Genomic DNA, 17835 nt, shown 5'->3' with positions numbered 1-17835 from the left:
AAAACAGGAAGAATATAAAACTCAACTTCCTTTTATACGTCAAACCTATCACTCCCACTTTAGAAACTCACCACTTCTATCTTGTCCATTTTTCGATCATATAAAAGGAAAAGATCCACTAGAAAACTCCTTATTTATACATACTCGGGAAACTGCAGGATTATTCGGCCGCCACTCCATGGTATGCGGCTGCCAATTTCTATACATGCACCTATAATAGGGAACTTTTTTGCAAGATAATCCGTATAAGTATAAAGACATAGTAAGGAGTGAATATATGTATTCCAAGATACAGCCACCAACGAAGAAAATATCCAAAGAATCAGTGAAGGTGTGGCGGATGACCGAAGCTATTACCAATCTCATTATCCTCGCCGTCCTTGGCATCCTATTATTTGTTGATGATTATTTCACTTGGAAAGAATGGATTGGATGGATTTTAAACGGACTTATCGTATTATCTTTTTTCCATGCTATCTGGTCCATCTTCATTGAACCGATACTGTTGCAAAAGTATTGGCGTTACGACGTGAACGAAGAATTCATTCAAACAAAACGTGGAGCCTGGAGTGAAACGCATGAACTCATTCCGATGACGAAGGTTCAATCCGTCAAATTGAACCAAGGACCGTTTTTGCGAAAATACAACCTTTATTCCCTAAGCATCGGAACAATGGGCGACTCTCATGACATACCAGCCATCCCCGAGAAGGAAGCGTATGAATTACGAGATAAAATTGCCCATTTCGCAAAAATTAAGGAAGTGGATTAATGATGGAAGAACAAGCAAAACGATTACACCCTATCAAAATCCCTTTCGAATTTTGGAAATTGCTGAAAGGAAATGTATTTTTCATAATCATGCTTTATGTCTTGAATTTCGGTTCTGAAAAGATGTATATGAAGGTACTCCAAATCGGCTTTCTAGTTTATCTGGTTTGGAAAGTCATTTCTGTCATCCTTAAATGGTATACATACAAATACCAAATCAAAGAAGGTACCTTATATATTACTTCAGGGCTTGTCTCAAAATCGTATCGAACTGTCCCGCTTCATAAGGTTCAGAATGTCCAGCAACGCACGACGTTATTTCATAAGATTTTCAGATTGACCTCTTTAACATTCGAAACAGGGATGACAGGTGATCAGGGTAGTGTACCTTTCGAGATGATTTCCCGAAAAGAGGCCGAACGGCTTGAGGGGGAATATGCTTCAAAACAGGAACTTCCGGTTAACGAAGCGGATATTCCCGAAGAACGAATTGCTGAGGATATGGAACCAGCCAATGAAAAAACGATTCATTTCACGCCAAGCAAACAAGATGTGCTGAAAGCTTCCTTTACATCACTCAGCTTCCTGGCTCTTATCCCGATATTGGCTACTTTATATAATACACTCGATGATTTTATCGATTTGGAGAATGCCGAAGGGTTTCTTGCCAAGTTATTGGATTCATGGTGGATCATTACCATCGTTTTTGCAGGCCTCATATGTGTCGCCGTTGCCTTCGGAATCGTTTCCACATTCGTTAAATATGGAAAATATGAAATTTCATCCGATCATGAGCGCATATATATCAAGAAAGGCGTACTGGACGAATCTGCTTTTTCCATTCGGAAAGAAAAAGTGCAAGCAGTCGAAATCACCCAATCAATCATTAAAAGATTGCTAGGGTTGGCAGAAGTGAAACTGATCAGTGCAGGAAGCACCGGTGATGAAGAGCTGGAAACGAACACCCTCTATCCTTTTTTATCAATTGAACGGGCATATGGGATGGTAGAAGAGATTTTACCCGCTTATAAAGTGGAACGATCAATGAAGTCACTATCGAAACAGGCCTTCAAAATCCGAATGCTGCGGCCCAGCTTTTTCTGGATTCTCACAACATTGGCAATCTATTATTTCAACGTCTCCCTATGGTATATCTCACTGATTCTACTCGTTCTCATTTATACATTGAGAATAATGGATTACAAAAATAGCCGTTACTTGTTAAATGATGAGTTCATTCAGTTCAAAGCCGGAAGTTTGGAAACATCACTATTCATAACCAAAAGGAGCAAGGTCATTCAAATTGAGGTGGAACGTTCGAAGCTGCAAAAGCTTTTCGGGCTTGCCACAATTGAAACGATCAACCGCTCCAAGCCTGTACACCATACAAAGCTCCAAGATGTATCCGTTGAATACGCAGACGAGTTTTACACATGGTATATGGACAGGACAAAAAATATCCAAGTCGAATAGTAATCATTGAAATGAAAGAGTTGACGACGGCAGTCAACTCTTTTTTTTATCCTCTATATCCCACTCCCTTCCCACCTTTGCACTTCATGACAAAATTAATATTGGAATTTTCTAACTTAATCACTTCAAAAACGCGAAAGAAGACCGAAATATCAAATAGAAGCCAAAATTAATTAGAAGTTTATAAGAAGGAGGTTTTTCCAAATGAGAAGACTGACAGACTGGTATTTTAATTCACTAAAAAAACAAATATTGATTCCCTTTTTAGCTTTGATCATGATAAGCGGAATGGCCATTTCCTACATGAGCTATAAAAATAGTATCGAGTTGACGACCCAGGAACTTACCGGAACGACGGAAGAACAAGTCAAGTCAATGAACGATTCCTTCGAGACCTTCTTTCAAAAAACGGAAAATCAATTGGATAGAATCAGTAAATATCCTATCATGATTTCTTATGATAAGAACCTCGAATCCATAATGGATGAATTTTCTTATACGCAAACCAGTAACTCTGAAATAAATGGTATATATCTCGGCACAGAGAAGGATGGAAAAGCATTTATATTCCCAGAAACTGAATTGCCGGCTGACTACGACCCAAGACAGAGGGATTGGTATCAATCCGCATTAAAACAAAAAAACAAGACCATTTGGACGGAACCTTATACCGATCAGGCTACGAATGAGCTTGTCATTACGGCAGCAAAAGCCATATATGATGATCGTGATGAATTAATAGGCGTGCTCGGTGTCGACATCTCGATCGATACATTGATCACGATGGTCAATAAAACGAAATTCGGCGAAACGGGCTATACAGTTTTGCTGGATCAGAAAGGGTCATTCGTTACACATCCAGACAAGAAAAAAATTCAACAGGATATATCAAAGGAAAATATTTTCAAAAAAATGAAAGGTGAATCCGGATCAATGATCGAGGAATTTGAAGGGCAAAGCCGGATCGTCGGATACGCCACAAATCCTACCACTGGATGGAGAATAGCAGGGGTAATGGAGGAAAATGAAGTGAAAGTCCGGGCAAGCCCGATGATAATCGATAATATCATCACACTTTTGATTGTCTTTACCGTCACTGCACTATCTGCCATCTTCATCACCCGTTCTTTAACAAATCCCATTAAAAAGCTGCAGGAATCCATAAGAAAAATGGCTAACGGCGATTTCACCTCCAGGAATTCCATTTCCAGAAAAGATGAGATAGGCCAACTTGCAGAAGACACCAGCTTAATGACGAGGAATATGAGTCATATGTTAGGAGTTGTCAACAACCTTTCCGATAAAGTATCGGATTCCTCCATGACGCTAGTGGCTAGTGCCGATGAAAATTCAGCGGCAGCTAACGAGGTGGCCATGACGATGGAACAAATAGCAACCGGTGCCATAGACCAAATCGAAGTCGGGCAGAATAACGAAATGGCCGTAAAGCTATTGGCTGACAAAATCAATGATCTTGAGGCGCAAACGGGCAAAATGGCCACGGAATCCGAAAATATGTTCAAGGCTTCCGAAAACGGAATCACTCAAGTACAAGGCCTGAAACAACAATTCAATGAGACGTCCCTGATATCCAATAAGATGAGCACGGCAGTCAAATCATTGGATGCACGATCCAATGATATTAGTGAGATCGTAAAGACCATAAGCGCCATTGCAGGGCAAACGAATTTACTCGCCCTGAATGCTGCCATCGAAGCAGCCAGGGCTGGTGAACACGGAAAAGGGTTTGCAGTCGTTGCCGATGAAGTGAAGAAATTGGCCGAACAGACGGAAAACTCACTGAAAGAAATCTCTGAAATCATTCAAGCCATGCAAACTGATACAACCAATACCGTGCTTTTGATTGATCAAGTCAATCAAAAAATCCATCTTCAGGATACTTCTGTAACGGATACGGAAAATGCCTTCAGTCACATTGCAGCCATCATCGCGAACACATTCAGCAATTTTGATGAAATCAAAAAGATGATGAACGATATGGTAAACGAGGTCACACGGATGGCAAGCAATGCAGAAAAATTAAATTCGATCAGTCAGGAAACTGCAGCAGGAACTGAAGAAGTATCTGCTTCCGTAGAACAAACGAATGCTTCCATGGAACAATTAAATGCCCTGGCTAGTGAATTGGATGCCCTATCCCAGGAAATGCACAAAGAAATAAAGAAGTTCACATTCTAATCACAAAAAAGACGGGTCCTAAGGGACCCGTCCTTTTTTAACTTACGACCTATAGAGTTCTTCTACCGTTCGTTAGCGTTTCATCGGTTTCCGTTATTCCTGAGTAAGAAGAACTGGATTTTCTCGCATCCGAATCGACTAACACAAGCAGCTTGCCACTCTTTACATCCGCTTCATAACGATTCGCCTCGTCTTCAGGTATGCCCATACCGATTAATGTACCGGCCAATCCGCCTGTACCAGCACCTACAGCCGCTCCGGCTAATGTTGCAGCTAGAGGTCCAGCTGCCAGTACCGGTCCGATTCCCGGAATTGCCAATGCACCCACACCTGCTAATAATCCGGCTGCACCGCCCAAAATACCTCCGGTCGCTGCACCAGCTGCGAGTCCCTCTTCAACTTTTGTACCCGTTTCTTCATTCACTGCATTTAATTCTTCTTTATCTTTAGCTACCACCGAAATATCTTCACGATCATATCCTTGGGCCTGTAATGACTCAACAGCCTTTATGGCTTCTTCTCCAGTTTCATATACACCAATTATGCGTTTATCCATATCTATCATCCTCCTTAAAGAATGTAAATTGTCGCTCCCCCTTTACATACCCCAGAGGATGAAAGTGCTAAACGTTATTTAACAGGAAAAAAATTTTAAGTTAACCCTTACTCAGAAAGGGTATATATAATCATAGTATGCATATTTTTAGGAGGTTTTCTTTTTGCTCATCGAGTTACTTAAAAATTTAGTATCTATCGACAGTTCATCGAAAGAAGGAGCTAACCAAGCAGTTGATTACTGTGCGGACTGGCTTAAAGATCAAGGACTTACCGTGAATGTGATCGTAAATAACGGTTATAAGATGCTTGTAAGCGAGATTGGCAGCGGAGATAAAACCCTAATTTGGAATGGCCATGTCGATGTTGTCAGCGGAACGCCGGATCAATTTTTCCCTGAGGTTCATGAAGGAAACTTATATGGACGCGGGACAGCCGATATGAAAGCTGGAGTTGCAGGGATGATGTGTGCATTTACCGAACTGAAAGATAAGGACTTAGGTTTGAAAATCCAGCTTCAAATCGTATCGGATGAAGAGATTGGCGGGTTGAACTGTTCCGGATATTTAGCGAAACATGGTTATAGAGGGGACTTTGTGATCTGTGCTGAACCGACGCAATTGGGAATCGGACTCCAGGCAAAGGGTGCCCTTCGTCTCGATATTGAAGTGTCCGGCAAATCCGCACACGGAAGCCGTCCATGGGAAGGCGTGAATGCAATTGAAAAGGCCTATGATCTTTATCAAAAAATAAAGGAACTTCCTTTCACCCGGGATCATACTCCCCTTTACTCTTCCCCTTCACTTAACCTAGCAAAAATAAAAGGCGGGGAGGTCTATAATAAGGTACCGGATGCCTGTTTGCTAAGTCTTGATATTCGCTATCTTCCTACGCAAACAATGGAAGATATCATTGCTCAGATCGAAAGTGTGACAGGAAATAATGTCCACCTTAATATGTACAGTAAACCTGTAAAAACCGAAGAGCCAGACCCATTCATCACTCTGCTCCGTCCGATTATCGAAAGAAACACCAAGCAAGACGCTGTCATTTTTGGACAACATGGCTCCGCAGATACCGTCTTTTTTGCGGCATATGATATCCCAGCGATTGAATTCGGACCAAAAGGTGAGAACTGGCATGGAGATAGGGAATGCGTCAATCTTGAATCGGTAGCAGTCTATCAAAAAATGCTTGTCGATTTCGCTTCTGAATTTGTTTTACATTAATCCAAATCATGAAAAAAAGCCGGCATCACATAGATGTCGGCTTTTTTCCGCATATCCTCTCCTACTAAAATAAACAGCATTCAATCGTCTATTATTACGTTGTTTTTTTACAAAATATACAGGACTTTAAAACCAGGGATTACACGTCCATATATTACCTCATTAAACAGGATACGCCATTACATCAACACTATTTAACAAAAATACGCTTATACTGACATAATAAATAATATATTTACATTTCTTAGATGAGTACTTTTGACCTAGTTTATATTACATTTATTTATCAAGGGAAACCTTTTTGTAACACAATTACTATTCCACCGAAACATTATTGTCATAAAGACCTGTTATTCTAAGTCTACGATTTAAAACAAAGGAGACTATTCATTTTGAAAAAAATACTACTTCCACTATTCACTGCTTTCTTTTTGGTATTTAGTTTTTCCGGAGTTTCATCGGCTGCTACTACTACATACAAAGTTAAAAGCGGCGACACACTATGGGGTATCGCCAATAAACATAATATAACAGTCAATCAACTCAAAAGTTGGAACAACCTGAAAAAAGATAACATCCATCCAAAACAAGTTTTAAAGGTCAAGAAAACATCGACCGCAGCTAAACCTAAAGCTAAAACATCATCATCATCAAAAAAATATAAAACGATCACGGTGAAGGCAACAGCATACACAGCAAACTGCAAAGGCTGCAGCGGGATTACAGCATCGGGTCTTAACTTAAAGAAAAACCCTAACGTAAAAGCAATCTCAGTCGACCCTAAAGTCATTCCACTTGGAACAAAAGTTCATGTAGAAGGATACGGGGATGCCATTGCTGCAGATAAAGGCGGCGCAATCAAAGGTAATAAAATTGACGTCTTCTACTCTTCTCACTCAAAAGCTATCAATTGGGGCAGAAAAACCGTTAAAGTAAAAATCTATAAATAATGATAAGCACCAGCCTGAAACCTTTCAGGCTGTTTTTTTTGTTTTTCCCATTCTTGCAAACAACTAAACAACCAGTTACCGTCAAACGGAAAACATTTACCGAAAATTCAGTCAATGTTATGATTAGTATATCTTAATCAAAAGAGAGGTGTGCGCTTTGAATATTGTCATTATAGGGGCTGGGGCACTCGGCTCCTACTTTGGGGGCAGGTTGCAGCAGGCCGGGCAGGATGTTCAATACCTTGTCCGAAAAAACCGCGCTAAACAATTGAAGGAAAACGGGATCAACTTAACCAGCCCACATGGAAACTACCAATTCAACGACCTTCATATCACAGAGAATGTAAATGATATAGAAAAGGTCGATCTTGTGATTCTCGCTGTAAAAGGCCAGCATCTGCCAGGCACTCTTACAGATTTAAAGGTGCTTGTTGAAAGGGGCGCAAAGGTCCTCCCGCTTTTGAATGGGTTGGAACATGTATCCATTTTACAGGACGAACTGGGCGAAGAAGCCGTCTTGGGAGGAAGCGCCTTCATCATAGCAACCCTTGATGAAAAAGGTCATGTCATTCACTCCAATGAAAATCACGATTTAATCTATGGCCCGCTTCATCCGTCACAAAAAAAGGTTTGTGATGAATTCGAACAGGCTACCGGGTCAGCTATCATGAAGGCAAGCAGAACGGAAAACATATTGATCAGGATGTGGATCAAATATATGTTCATCACCGCTTTTTCCGGCGTGACAACTGCATCTAACCTCCCTATCGGCACGATACGGAGATTCCCGGAAACCAATGGATTGCTAGAAAAGGTCCTTGTTGAAATGAAAGAGCTTGCAAATGCTTATGACGTCGGTATTACTGTGGAGAATATTGCTCAAGCGTTAGAAAACATGGCAGGTTTACCTGACGAATCCACCTCTTCCATGCACCAGGACCGCCGGAAGGGCCTAACCCTCGAAGTGGAACATTTACAGGGCGGTGCACTGCGCCTTGCCGAAAAGGCCGGTTTGAAACTTCCTGTGATCGGAACCCTATATGCACTCATAAAACCTTTTGAAAATTGATTTTCGCCAATACCGGTGCTCCACCGGTATTTTTTTTTGCAGCTTAGTAATCTATCTATATCCTAATGGCACTTTTAATTCCTCTTCTTCCCTTCAGTTATTAAAAATCCCCAAGACCAAAAAGAACAAAAAGAAAACAATATCACCAAAAGAATATTCTGATTCTTTCTTCTGTTACACTATTACCAAGTTAAGAAAGCGCTATCATATAATAAAGGAGAATGCACCTTGAAAATATTAAAAAATCTAACAGTTCAGGTCATCATCGGTATCATTCTGGGTATAACAGTCGGTTTCTTCTTCCCTGCTTTCGGTGAACAACTGAAGATATTAGCTGATTTATTTATTAAAATGATTAAAATGGTCATTGCACCAATCATCTTCTTAACCGTCGTAATCGGAATTGGCGGTATGGGTGATATGAAAAAGGTTGGCCGCATCGGCGGAAAGGCCCTGCTCTATTTTGAAATCGTTACCACTTTCGCACTTGCCATCGGTATCATCGTAGTCAATCTGCTGGGACCTGGTAAAGGCTTTAACATCGATTCAGTCGAGGGCGGAGATGTATCACAATATACAACAGCCGCTTCCGAAACGGAACATGGAGCCGTTGCTTTCATTTCTAATATCATTCCTGATAATGCCGTTGCAGCACTGGCCGGCGGAGACTTACTCCCTATTCTATTCTTTGCCGTATTATTCGGATTATCAATGGCGGCAATGGGACCGAAAGTGCAGCCAGTCGTTTCTTTCTTTCAGCATATTGCCGACATTTTCTTCGGCATCGTAGGTATGATCATGAAAGTTTCTCCATTGGCCGCATTTGGAGCAATGGCTTATACAATCGGTAAGTTTGGCCTTGGTTCTTTAACCTCGTTAGGACAATTAATGGGCAGCGTATATATCACAATGGCACTATTCATCATACTAATCCTTGGCTCGATCGCAAAAATGTACGGCTTTAATATTTTCAAGTTCATTGCCTATATAAAAGAAGAGATCCTCTTAGTTTTAGGAACATCTTCGTCGGAATCCGCCCTGCCAAGCGTGATGAAAAAACTCGAAAAATACGGTTGCTCAAAATCGGTAGTCGGTTTGGTTGTCCCAACAGGTTATTCTTTCAACCTTGATGGCACATCCATCTACTTATCCATGGCTGCAATTTTCATCGCCCAAGCATATGGTGTCGATTTAAGCATCTGGCAGGAATTGACCCTTCTGGGAATCTTGATGTTAACATCCAAAGGTGCTGCTGGTGTAACCGGATCCGGTTTCATTACCCTTGCTGCAACATTAGCTGCCTTCCCAATGATTCCAGTTGAAGGAATGGCATTACTGCTGGGTGTCGACCGCTTCATGTCTGAAGCACGTGCCATCACCAATCTAATCGGTAACAGTGTTGCTACAGTGGTCATTTCTAAATCAGAAGGTGAATTCAATCCAAACCAAGCCATCTCAGGTGATATGAATGAAGTGGCCGTCTCATCGGAAAAATAATCGAACACTAATGAAGAGGTGTGTAACTTGCACCTCTTTTTTTTATTGCTCCCTTTCTATCAATTAGCCAATTTTCTATAAATAGCCAATCAAATAAATTTCAGAATCAGTGAAAAGTGTTTATACTTTTATGTAACAGGTAAAAGTATAAAGTTAAAAGTTTTAGTAGTTTGATGGATTTAACCAAATTAGGAGGTTTTATCATGAAGGATTACGGATTATTTATTAACGGTGAGTGGTCGGATTTTGGATTGGATAAAATTGAAGTAAGAAACCCGGCAACGGATGAAATAGTTGCCACCGTTCCTAAAGGCGGTGCAACTGAAGCGGCGAAGGCTGCAGATGCCGCATATGAAGCCTTTACGGGCTGGGCTGCACTCTCAGTCTACGAACGCGCTGAACTGATTTGGAAATGGCATCGATTGATTGATGATAATAAAGAAGAACTGGCAAAAATCATGACTGAAGAGCAAGGCAAGCCCCTTAAAGAGGCTCTTGGTGAGATGACATATGCAAACGGATTTTTATCTTGGTTTGCCGAAGAAGGAAAACGGGTGTACGGCGAAACGATTCCTGCTTCCGTGTCCAATAAGCGTCTTTTCGTGACTAAACAGCCTGTCGGAGTTGTAGCTGTCATTACACCTTGGAACTTTCCTGCAGCCATGATTACAAGAAAAGTGGCACCAGCGCTTGCCGTCGGCTGCACAGTCGTCATTAAACCGGCAAACCTGACTCCAATAACAGCTTTAAAAATGGCTGAATTAGCTGAAGAAGCTGGCATTCCAAAAGGTGTCATCAATGTCGTGACAGGAAAATCATCAGAAATCGGTGAAACTTGGCTTCAAGATACGAGGGTTCGTAAATTGACGTTTACCGGTTCTACAGAAGTCGGCAAAACCCTTATGAGGGGCTCGGCTGACACAGTTAAGAAAATCTCGCTTGAACTCGGAGGACACGCACCAGCAATCGTTCTTGAGGATGCCGACCTTAATAAAGCGGTTGATGGCATCATCAGTTCAAAATTCCGTAACGCAGGACAAACATGCGTCTGTTCAAATCGCATTTATGTCCACGAAGCCATACAAGAAGCCTTCATCAAAAAGCTCGTTGCCAAGGTAAAGGAACTAAAGGTAGGAAACGGACTGGAAGATGGCGTCGATATCGGTCCGCTTATCGATCAAAATGCAGTGGATAAGGTTCAAAAACAAATAGATGAAGCAATCAGCAGCGGGGCTAAGCTCGAAGCTGGCGGTAAATCAATAAGCGGCCTTTTTCTTGAACCAACCGTACTGTCCAACATTGATGACAGCATGCTCTGCATGAAGGAAGAAACATTTGGTCCACTAGCTCCTATAGCCTCCTTTAAGACTGACGAGGAGGCAATCAAGAGGGCAAATGACTCCATCTTCGGTTTGGCAGCTTACGTCTTCACTGAAAATATCACCAAGGGCATCAAATTCACCGAGGCACTTGAATTTGGAATTGTAGGCTTGAACGATGGACTTCCTTCTGTTCCGCAAGCTCCATTTGGCGGATTCAAGCAAAGCGGACTCGGCCGTGAAGGCGGACACCAGGGCATCGAAGAATTCCTGGAAGTAAAATATATTTCCTTAGGTTTGTGACACTAAGAAAACGGGCCCGACTCAATTGAGTCGGGCCCGTTTTTTCATTCCAATATATCTTCTTCAAGCTTTTCCTCTTTTCGGATCCTGATGAATTTAACGATATTCAATACTATCGTTTTAACAACCGAGTAAGTCGGAACGGCCAAAATCATGCCGATGATACCGGCAATGTTTCCGGCCACGAGCAATAGGATGATGATGGTCAGCGGATGCGTGTTCAATTTTTTCCCAATGACTAGCGGTGAAATGAAATTGCCATCCAATTGCTGAATGACCGTTACAACCAGAATGACCAATAATGCCTCTGTCGGTGAATGAATCAATGCCACAATGACAGCAGGAGCGGCTCCGATAAACGGGCCTACATATGGAATGATATTGGTTACAGCACCAATCAGCGCGAATAAGAACGCATAAGGTAAACCAATGATCAAATACCCGATGAACGTTCCGATCCCGACAAACATGCAAACAAGCATCTGCCCTTGTATGTATGTAGTAAGCGTCCCGCCAGTTTCCTGAAGTACTGTTAAAGCTGGTTTTCTATAGCGAACCGGTACGAATTTCATAATGGCGGCCGGAAGCTTATCCCCATCCTTCAACATATAAAACAGGATGAAAGGAACCGTTACGACCACTAAAGTAATATTCGTCACTACGCTGAAAACGGAAGTTAAACTGTTCGTTATATTACTAGGTAAATCAGTCAAATATTTCTGAAGCGAATCCCCTACTTCTTGCAGAGGTACATAATCTTGTTCCACCGTCCATAAAAACCATTTTGACTCCGCTGAATCTTCAATGAACTTCCTTGTTTGATTGAAATAATCCGGAAGGTTATTGATTAAGTCCGTAACCTGTTTGGAAAGTGACGGGCCAACCAAACCGACCAATAAACTAATCAATCCCAGGAAAAATACATAAAGCAATAATATCGCCAATCCCCTAGGCACTCTTCTTTTAACGAGGAAATCAACAGTGGGATTGAACAGGAAATAGAGAAAACCTGAAATCAAGATGGGAAAGAACAATGTCGAGGTAAAAATCACGATTGGTTCAAAAAGAAAAGAAATCTTTGTACCAACATAAAAAAGTAAAGACAAAAGTAATAACTCTAACGTCCAAAAATGCAGTTTTTGCTTGAACAAATAATCTCCTCCACTATAAGCATTCTATATGACTCCTTATTTCTAAGGAAACGAAAAAATTCTATGTATGATAATCCTTCATTGTTAGCAGTTTACCATACTTCTATAACTTGAATGAATAATTATATACAAAAATAAAAGAAAAAAGCCTAAAGATACAGTTCCCTATCTTTTTGATGGTTAAGCATCATTTTACACTTTAAATCTTTTATATGTTAGAGGAAAAAAACTAATATGCACCATCATGCAAATTGAAAGATTCATGGTTTTCCACCCAATACGGGAAACGGACCCAAATAAAAAAAACCCCGCTGTATTGGCGGGGTGGTTTTGAGTCTTATTTTTGATCTTGAAGTACTGCTTCAAGCATCGTACCGTTTTTAGCTAGGTTTGTATGCCATGAAAATGCTTTTTCAAGAATGTGTGGAGTTTGATGCCCGCCAGTTTGCGCAACAGCTTCAGTGAAGTATGCACGAAGCTGTTGACGGTAGTCAGGATGCGCACAATTTTCAATGATTAACTCTACGCGCTCTTTTGGTGCCAAACCACGTAAATCAGCGATCCCTTGCTCTGTCACTAATACATCCACATCATGTTCAGTATGATCCACATGAGAAACGAAAGGAACGATACTGGAAATCTTGCCGCCTTTTGCATATGATTTCGTTACGAAAATGCCTAGGCGTGAGTTACGGGCAAAATCTCCCGATCCACCGATTCCATTCATCATTCTTGTCCCAGAAACATGTGTCGAGTTTACGTTACCATAGATATCACACTCTAACGCTGTATTGATTGAAATCAGGCCAAGACGGCGGATGATTTCAGGATGGTTAGATATTTCTTGTGGACGAAGAACTAGTTTATCACGGTATTTTTCAAGTTCACCGTAAACTTGTTTACCTTTTTCTTCAGCTAATGTGATCGAACAACCTGAAGCGAATTTCACTTTTCCAGCATCGATTAAATCAAATACCGCATCTTGCAGCACTTCTGAATAAACTTCCAAATCTTTAAATTCAGAATCAAGGAAGCCAGCGAATACAGCATTTGCCACTGAACCTACACCCGACTGAAGCGGAGCAAGGCTTTCAGTTAAACGGCCAGCCTTGATTTCTTCACGAAGGAAGTTAATGAGGTGGTTCGCGATTGTTGCAGTTTCTTCATCCGGCGGCACGATTGTAGAAGGTGCATCAAGATCTGTAGAAATGACGATTCCCATTACTTTTTCAGGGTCAACCGCAATACCGATCGATCCAAGGCGATCACTAGCTTTAGTCATAGGAATCGGTTCGCGTTTCCCTTGTTCAGCTGGTGTATATATATCATGCATCCCTTCCAATCCTTCTGGATGGGACACGTTCAATTCAATGATTACATGTTTAGCTTCTTGAACGAATATGGCTGAGTTACCTACAGAAGTTGTCGGGATGATCAATCCTTCTTCCGTAATCGCCAATGCTTCGATGATTGCAAAATCTATAGGTCCGACAATGCCTTGACGAACTTGTTCAGCTGTATGAGATAAATGTTGGTCCACATAAGTGACTTCATCAGCATTTATTTTATTGCGAATGCCTTTATCCGCTTGGAACGGCAAACGTTTGTTTATGATACCGGCTTCCGCCATATGTTGATCGACTTCCGGTCCTAATGAAGCACCAGTATAAACGTCAACTTTGAATTTTTCAGTTTTTGCTTTTTCAACTAGAGCCATCGGAATAACTTTAGCATCACCAGCACGGGTAAATCCACTCATCCCGAGTTTCATCCCATCTTTAATCCATGAAGCTGCTTCTTCCGCTGTAACTACTTTCCCCTTAAATTGTTCATTGCGAATTTTTTTGAAAACGCTTTCGTTCATACAAAAGACCCCCATTTTCGCTTTTCTTACACTTAATTTTACCAATCCTGTGTAATCGTCACATTCATTTTTGAATGAAAAGCCTTAAATAGGGCATAAACCAGCATTTTATTCACACAAGGGAGAATCATTAAAATCCTAAAGCCCTCCTGAATTGACTTGCATACGTTTGACTGACCTGGATTTTGGAATTGTCTTTCATTATCAGTAAAAATGTAGAATGAAAATCGGGAAGGATTTCTTGAATATAGTTGATATTGACGATGTACGAACGATGCACGCGAATGAATAAATCACTAGGTAAAATGAATTCCAATTCACTTAAATTCATTTTATGAAATCCACTCACACGTTCGGACTGAATTTTAGTTTTCCTATTTTGAGCTTCCAGATACATAATTTCATCATATGGAAGCGGTATCCAGCGATCTTCGGTTTTAATGGTCAAGAATGATGTAGGTAAAATTAATGGCTTTGTCGGCAAGATGGCCGTGACCGCTCCTAAAGGATTGCCCTGGTCCATGATAGGAACACTCAGCCCATAATAAGGTACGCCAAATACATTGCTTTCAACCTGCACCCCTATTTTTTTACGGACACTCAGTGCTTTATATGTCGCTGTGTTTTCACTGATTAAATCACCTGGTTTTATTCTTAAATCAACTTGTTTGCTCGGTTGATAATAAATGTATTTTTCGGAATCAGCCACAGAAATTGAAGCATCCTTCGGTACAAATTCCCTGATGATATTTAAAACGGATTCGACCGTAAATTGATCCATTTCCTTTCACCTCTTAAAAGAACATATTAATAATTTCCCTATTATTAAACAGGGCATTCATAAAATAATTCATCATTTTTTGGAAAACTTACATTTTTTTGAATTTATTATTCATAAAATTAAAGAAAAATTGAAATAACTAAGCGAAAAGCGTCAAAAAAGGCAAAAAAATCGTATTTAAATTTACATCCTTATTCATTATAGTTGGAAAGCTCCCCGATTTCCATGGGGGATTCAAGAAAAAAGTTTCCTTATATACTAACATTTAAATGTCGCGAGGGTGGAAATCAAACGCATAAAAAAGCCGCTCTCCCCATATAGGATAACGGCTAAGGGTCATTTTTTAAAACGGGGATTTTGAAACGAGGATTTTATTCTTAGAGATAGTATCTCTTCTAGATTTTTCAGTGGCAATTCCAATAAAAAGGGTCGGTCATCAGGTTGATATACATCCTCTGAAATGAGCGTATTAACGATCTTCTGTTTTTTTGCATTAACAATTCGGACCAGTCTCCCCATTTTCAGCTCCCTTTCTTTAATCAACTGTATCCGGCACATTCGGCCGGACATTCAGATGTCATTCTTTAACGCATCATGACCTTCTTTTCCGGTACGGATATTCACAACATTCGCCAATTCATAAATGAAGATTTTTCCGTCACCTGGTTTACCTGTACTCAGGAATTTCCTTGCTACATCCACAACATCCTGAACTGGCACTTCACACACGACGATTTCGATTTTCATTCGATCATGTAGTGACATTTCACGATTTCTGCCTCTATAGGTTTCCACATAACTTTTCTGAAGACCCGTTCCTTTTACTTCCGATACAGTCATTCCGCTTACCCCTATTTTTGCAAGTTCCGCTTTGAATTGTTCAAACTTGATCGGACGTGTAATGATTTCTATTTTGGTTAAAACCTCGGACATATGGGCAACCCCCTTTTAAATGGATTCGTGATAAGCTTTTTCTCCATGAAGTGTAAGATCAAGCCCCATTGACTCATCTTCTTCACTGACACGCAACGGTACGAAAAGGTTAATGACTTTAGCAACGACATATGTGACCACGGCAACGAAGATATATGTCGCAATGATCGCTACAAGCTGCTTCCACAACAAGTTGAAATCTCCATAGAATAAACCATCTGCACCGTTTTCGTTAACGGAAGTGGTCGCGAATAAACCTGTAGCGATCCCACCCCATGTCCCGCCGATCCCGTGCAATCCGAAAGCATCAAGTGCATCATCGTAACCGAGTTTATTCTTCAGGAAGAATACGCCCCAGAAACATACGGCACCACCAATGACACCGATGATGATGGAAGAGGCAGGGGTTACGAATCCGCAAGCAGGTGTAATGGCCACCAAGCCAGAAATAGCTCCTGATACCGCACCCAGCAATGTTGCCTTTTTATTAGCCATATACTCAACGATCAGCCAGCCTATGATACCAGCAGCGGCCGCAACAGCTGTATTGACGAATACATTCATCGCCACTTCATTGATTGTCAGTGCGCTTCCGACGTTGAAGCCGTACCAACCGAACCATATTAATGATCCGCCAAGGAATGTTAAAGGAAGATTATGCGGTGCACTGTCACCCGACTCTTTCCTTTTACCTAACATGATCGCTAAAACCAGACCTGCAACCCCTGAAGAAATATGAACAACGTTGCCGCCTGCAAAGTCAAGTGTACCAAGTTCCGCTAACCAGCCGCCTCCCCATACCCAGTGTGCAACGGGAGCGTATACGAATAAAGACCAAAGGATCGTAAAAATCAGGAATGCTGAAAATCTCATCCGCTCGGCAATGCCACCTGCAATGATCGAGACGGTTAAAACGGCAAAAGTCATTTGGAATAACATGAACAAACTATGAGGAATCGTTTCACTGTATGGTCCAGGTGCAAAGCCTACATCCTTTAAGCCAACCCAGTCCAGACCTCCCAGAAGTGTATTACCAGGTGAAAATGATAATGAATACCCAATCAGCACCCAAAGAATCGAAATGACAGCCAATGGCATATAGCTATGCATTGCCGTATTCAGGACATTTTTACTTTTTACCATCCCTCCATAAAACAGGGCAATCCCTGGTGTCATTAACCAAACCATCATTGTCGCCAAAAACATGAATACCGAATCTGCCATTTGCATACTGTTTTTTTCCCCCTTGTTTTTTATATATGTTATGTTTGTTAACACTATTATGTTATATTTTTTATCATATACTTAATTTTCTAATAATTCAACTTAATTTTTATATTTCATAATAAAAATGTTAGGTTATATAACATCACTGTGAATAAAAGCTTAGATAATTTGATTTTTTTGTCTTATAATTAATTTTCCACCTTTTTACGACTCCATTACTATTACATTTCCCCTCTACCTATGCCCCACTTCAAAAAAACCAATAAAAAAAGGGCCCTCATATTGAGGACCCTCAAAAAATATTCAATTAACAGCAACGAGACACTTTCCCACCCTTTGCGTTATACCGTTCATCCTGGGCCTCGCAGAAAAATTCTTTCCTGGTTTTCACGCGCTCTTCAGGATGATGCTTTTTCATATGTGCCACATACGTATCATAACTTGGCACGCCGACGAGCAAACTGACGAATTGCTTTCTGTAGCTGAGAATTGAAATTATTCTTTTCAACATTGC

Annotated in this window: 15 protein-coding genes; 8 read left to right on the top strand and 7 right to left on the bottom strand. The window is 40.8% G+C overall.

Going from position 1 to position 17835, the window contains the following annotated elements; all coding sequences use genetic code 11:
* Positions 1 to 277 precede the first annotated feature (277 nt).
* The 3 genes from ACQKMF_RS20010 to ACQKMF_RS20000 all read left to right on the top strand — a co-directional run bounded on the left by ACQKMF_RS20010 (position 278) and on the right by ACQKMF_RS20000 (position 4443).
* Positions 278 to 772: a PH domain-containing protein gene (locus tag ACQKMF_RS20010; RefSeq protein WP_034305830.1), complete on the top strand. Its 495-nt coding sequence runs from the start codon at positions 278 to 280 to the stop codon at positions 770 to 772.
* Positions 772 to 2244 (top strand): PH domain-containing protein, encoded by a 1473-nt coding sequence (locus tag ACQKMF_RS20005; RefSeq protein WP_101224910.1) that lies wholly within the window; start codon positions 772 to 774, stop codon positions 2242 to 2244. Before ACQKMF_RS20010 ends, ACQKMF_RS20005 begins: the two co-directional genes overlap by 1 nt.
* A 204-nt stretch (positions 2245 to 2448) precedes the next feature.
* Positions 2449 to 4443 carry a methyl-accepting chemotaxis protein gene (locus ACQKMF_RS20000; RefSeq protein WP_402944483.1) on the top strand — a complete coding sequence of 665 codons (1995 nt, stop codon included), beginning with the start codon at positions 2449 to 2451 and terminating at the stop codon, positions 4441 to 4443.
* A 49-nt stretch (positions 4444 to 4492) separates the two neighbouring features.
* Here ACQKMF_RS20000 and ACQKMF_RS19995 read toward each other — a convergent pair whose 3' ends face one another.
* Positions 4493 to 4999: a general stress protein gene (locus ACQKMF_RS19995; RefSeq protein WP_241590034.1), complete on the bottom strand. Its 507-nt coding sequence runs from the start codon at positions 4997 to 4999 to the stop codon at positions 4493 to 4495.
* 163 nt (positions 5000 to 5162) lie between these two features.
* Between ACQKMF_RS19995 and ACQKMF_RS19990 the strand changes: the two genes are divergently transcribed.
* From ACQKMF_RS19990 to ACQKMF_RS19970, 5 genes are all read left to right on the top strand, one after another.
* Positions 5163 to 6227 (top strand): M20 family metallopeptidase, encoded by a 1065-nt coding sequence (locus tag ACQKMF_RS19990; protein WP_427574612.1) that lies wholly within the window; start codon positions 5163 to 5165, stop codon positions 6225 to 6227.
* A 392-nt stretch (positions 6228 to 6619) separates the two neighbouring features.
* Entirely contained in the window at positions 6620 to 7177 is a 558-nt protein-coding gene (locus ACQKMF_RS19985; protein ID WP_101224913.1) for a 3D domain-containing protein, read from the top strand.
* A gap of 148 nt (positions 7178 to 7325) precedes the next feature.
* A complete protein-coding gene (locus tag ACQKMF_RS19980) occupies positions 7326 to 8246 on the top strand; it encodes a ketopantoate reductase family protein (RefSeq protein WP_427574609.1) in 921 nt (306 codons plus the stop codon).
* A 228-nt stretch (positions 8247 to 8474) separates the two neighbouring features.
* Positions 8475 to 9743, top strand: a complete 1269-nt coding sequence (locus ACQKMF_RS19975; protein WP_230177878.1) for a dicarboxylate/amino acid:cation symporter — start codon at positions 8475 to 8477, stop codon at positions 9741 to 9743.
* 203 nt (positions 9744 to 9946) lie between these two features.
* A complete protein-coding gene (locus ACQKMF_RS19970) occupies positions 9947 to 11365 on the top strand; it encodes an NAD-dependent succinate-semialdehyde dehydrogenase (RefSeq protein ID WP_402944494.1) in 1419 nt (472 codons plus the stop codon).
* Between the two features lie 44 nt (positions 11366 to 11409).
* Here ACQKMF_RS19970 and ACQKMF_RS19965 read toward each other — a convergent pair whose 3' ends face one another.
* From ACQKMF_RS19965 to ACQKMF_RS19940, 6 genes are all read right to left on the bottom strand, one after another.
* Complete coding sequence (locus tag ACQKMF_RS19965) at positions 11410 to 12516, bottom strand: AI-2E family transporter (RefSeq protein WP_101224917.1); 1107 nt, start codon at positions 12514 to 12516, stop codon at positions 11410 to 11412.
* A 337-nt stretch (positions 12517 to 12853) separates the two neighbouring features.
* Positions 12854 to 14380: an acetyl-CoA hydrolase/transferase family protein gene (locus ACQKMF_RS19960; protein WP_427574606.1), complete on the bottom strand. Its 1527-nt coding sequence runs from the start codon at positions 14378 to 14380 to the stop codon at positions 12854 to 12856.
* Positions 14381 to 14510: 130 nt separating this feature from the next.
* On the bottom strand, positions 14511 to 15161 hold the full coding sequence (locus ACQKMF_RS19955) for a LytTR family DNA-binding domain-containing protein (RefSeq protein ID WP_133351753.1): 651 nt from the start codon (positions 15159 to 15161) through the stop codon (positions 14511 to 14513).
* A 570-nt stretch (positions 15162 to 15731) separates the two neighbouring features.
* The gene (locus ACQKMF_RS19950; protein ID WP_063235326.1) at positions 15732 to 16094 is read right to left on the bottom strand and encodes a P-II family nitrogen regulator; all 363 of its coding nucleotides are present in this window, start codon (positions 16092 to 16094) and stop codon (positions 15732 to 15734) included.
* A 15-nt stretch (positions 16095 to 16109) separates the two neighbouring features.
* Positions 16110 to 17324 carry an ammonium transporter gene (locus ACQKMF_RS19945; RefSeq protein ID WP_230177882.1) on the bottom strand — a complete coding sequence of 405 codons (1215 nt, stop codon included), beginning with the start codon at positions 17322 to 17324 and terminating at the stop codon, positions 16110 to 16112.
* A gap of 304 nt (positions 17325 to 17628) precedes the next feature.
* Complete coding sequence (locus ACQKMF_RS19940; RefSeq protein ID WP_427574603.1) at positions 17629 to 17832, bottom strand: YbdD/YjiX family protein; 204 nt, start codon at positions 17830 to 17832, stop codon at positions 17629 to 17631.
* Between the last annotated feature and the right edge of the window lie 3 nt (positions 17833 to 17835).

The sequence above is a fragment of the Peribacillus sp. NPDC101480 genome (genome assembly GCF_050277335.1).
Taxonomy (GTDB): Bacteria; Bacillota; Bacilli; order Bacillales; family DSM-1321; genus Peribacillus.
Note: the sequence above shows the minus strand (reverse complement) of the source record. Positions and strands in the feature narration are given on the sequence as shown.

What these genes read in the sequence shown, in the direction of transcription:
- ACQKMF_RS20010 (WP_034305830.1), top strand. Translation starts at nt 278, where the DNA reads ATGTATTCCAAGATACAGCCACCAACGAAGAAAATATCCAAAGAATCA.
- ACQKMF_RS20005 (WP_101224910.1), top strand. Translation starts at nt 772, where the DNA reads ATGATGGAAGAACAAGCAAAACGATTACACCCTATCAAAATCCCTTTC.
- ACQKMF_RS20000 (WP_402944483.1), top strand. Translation starts at nt 2,449, where the DNA reads ATGAGAAGACTGACAGACTGGTATTTTAATTCACTAAAAAAACAAATA.
- ACQKMF_RS19995 (WP_241590034.1), bottom strand. Translation starts at nt 4,999, where the DNA reads ATGGATAAACGCATAATTGGTGTATATGAAACTGGAGAAGAAGCCATA.
- ACQKMF_RS19970 (WP_402944494.1), top strand. Translation starts at nt 9,947, where the DNA reads ATGAAGGATTACGGATTATTTATTAACGGTGAGTGGTCGGATTTTGGA.
- ACQKMF_RS19960 (WP_427574606.1), bottom strand. Translation starts at nt 14,380, where the DNA reads ATGAACGAAAGCGTTTTCAAAAAAATTCGCAATGAACAATTTAAGGGG.
- ACQKMF_RS19955 (WP_133351753.1), bottom strand. Translation starts at nt 15,161, where the DNA reads ATGGATCAATTTACGGTCGAATCCGTTTTAAATATCATCAGGGAATTT.
- ACQKMF_RS19950 (WP_063235326.1), bottom strand. Translation starts at nt 16,094, where the DNA reads ATGTCCGAGGTTTTAACCAAAATAGAAATCATTACACGTCCGATCAAG.
- ACQKMF_RS19945 (WP_230177882.1), bottom strand. Translation starts at nt 17,324, where the DNA reads ATGCAAATGGCAGATTCGGTATTCATGTTTTTGGCGACAATGATGGTT.
- ACQKMF_RS19940 (WP_427574603.1), bottom strand. Translation starts at nt 17,832, where the DNA reads ATGTTGAAAAGAATAATTTCAATTCTCAGCTACAGAAAGCAATTCGTC.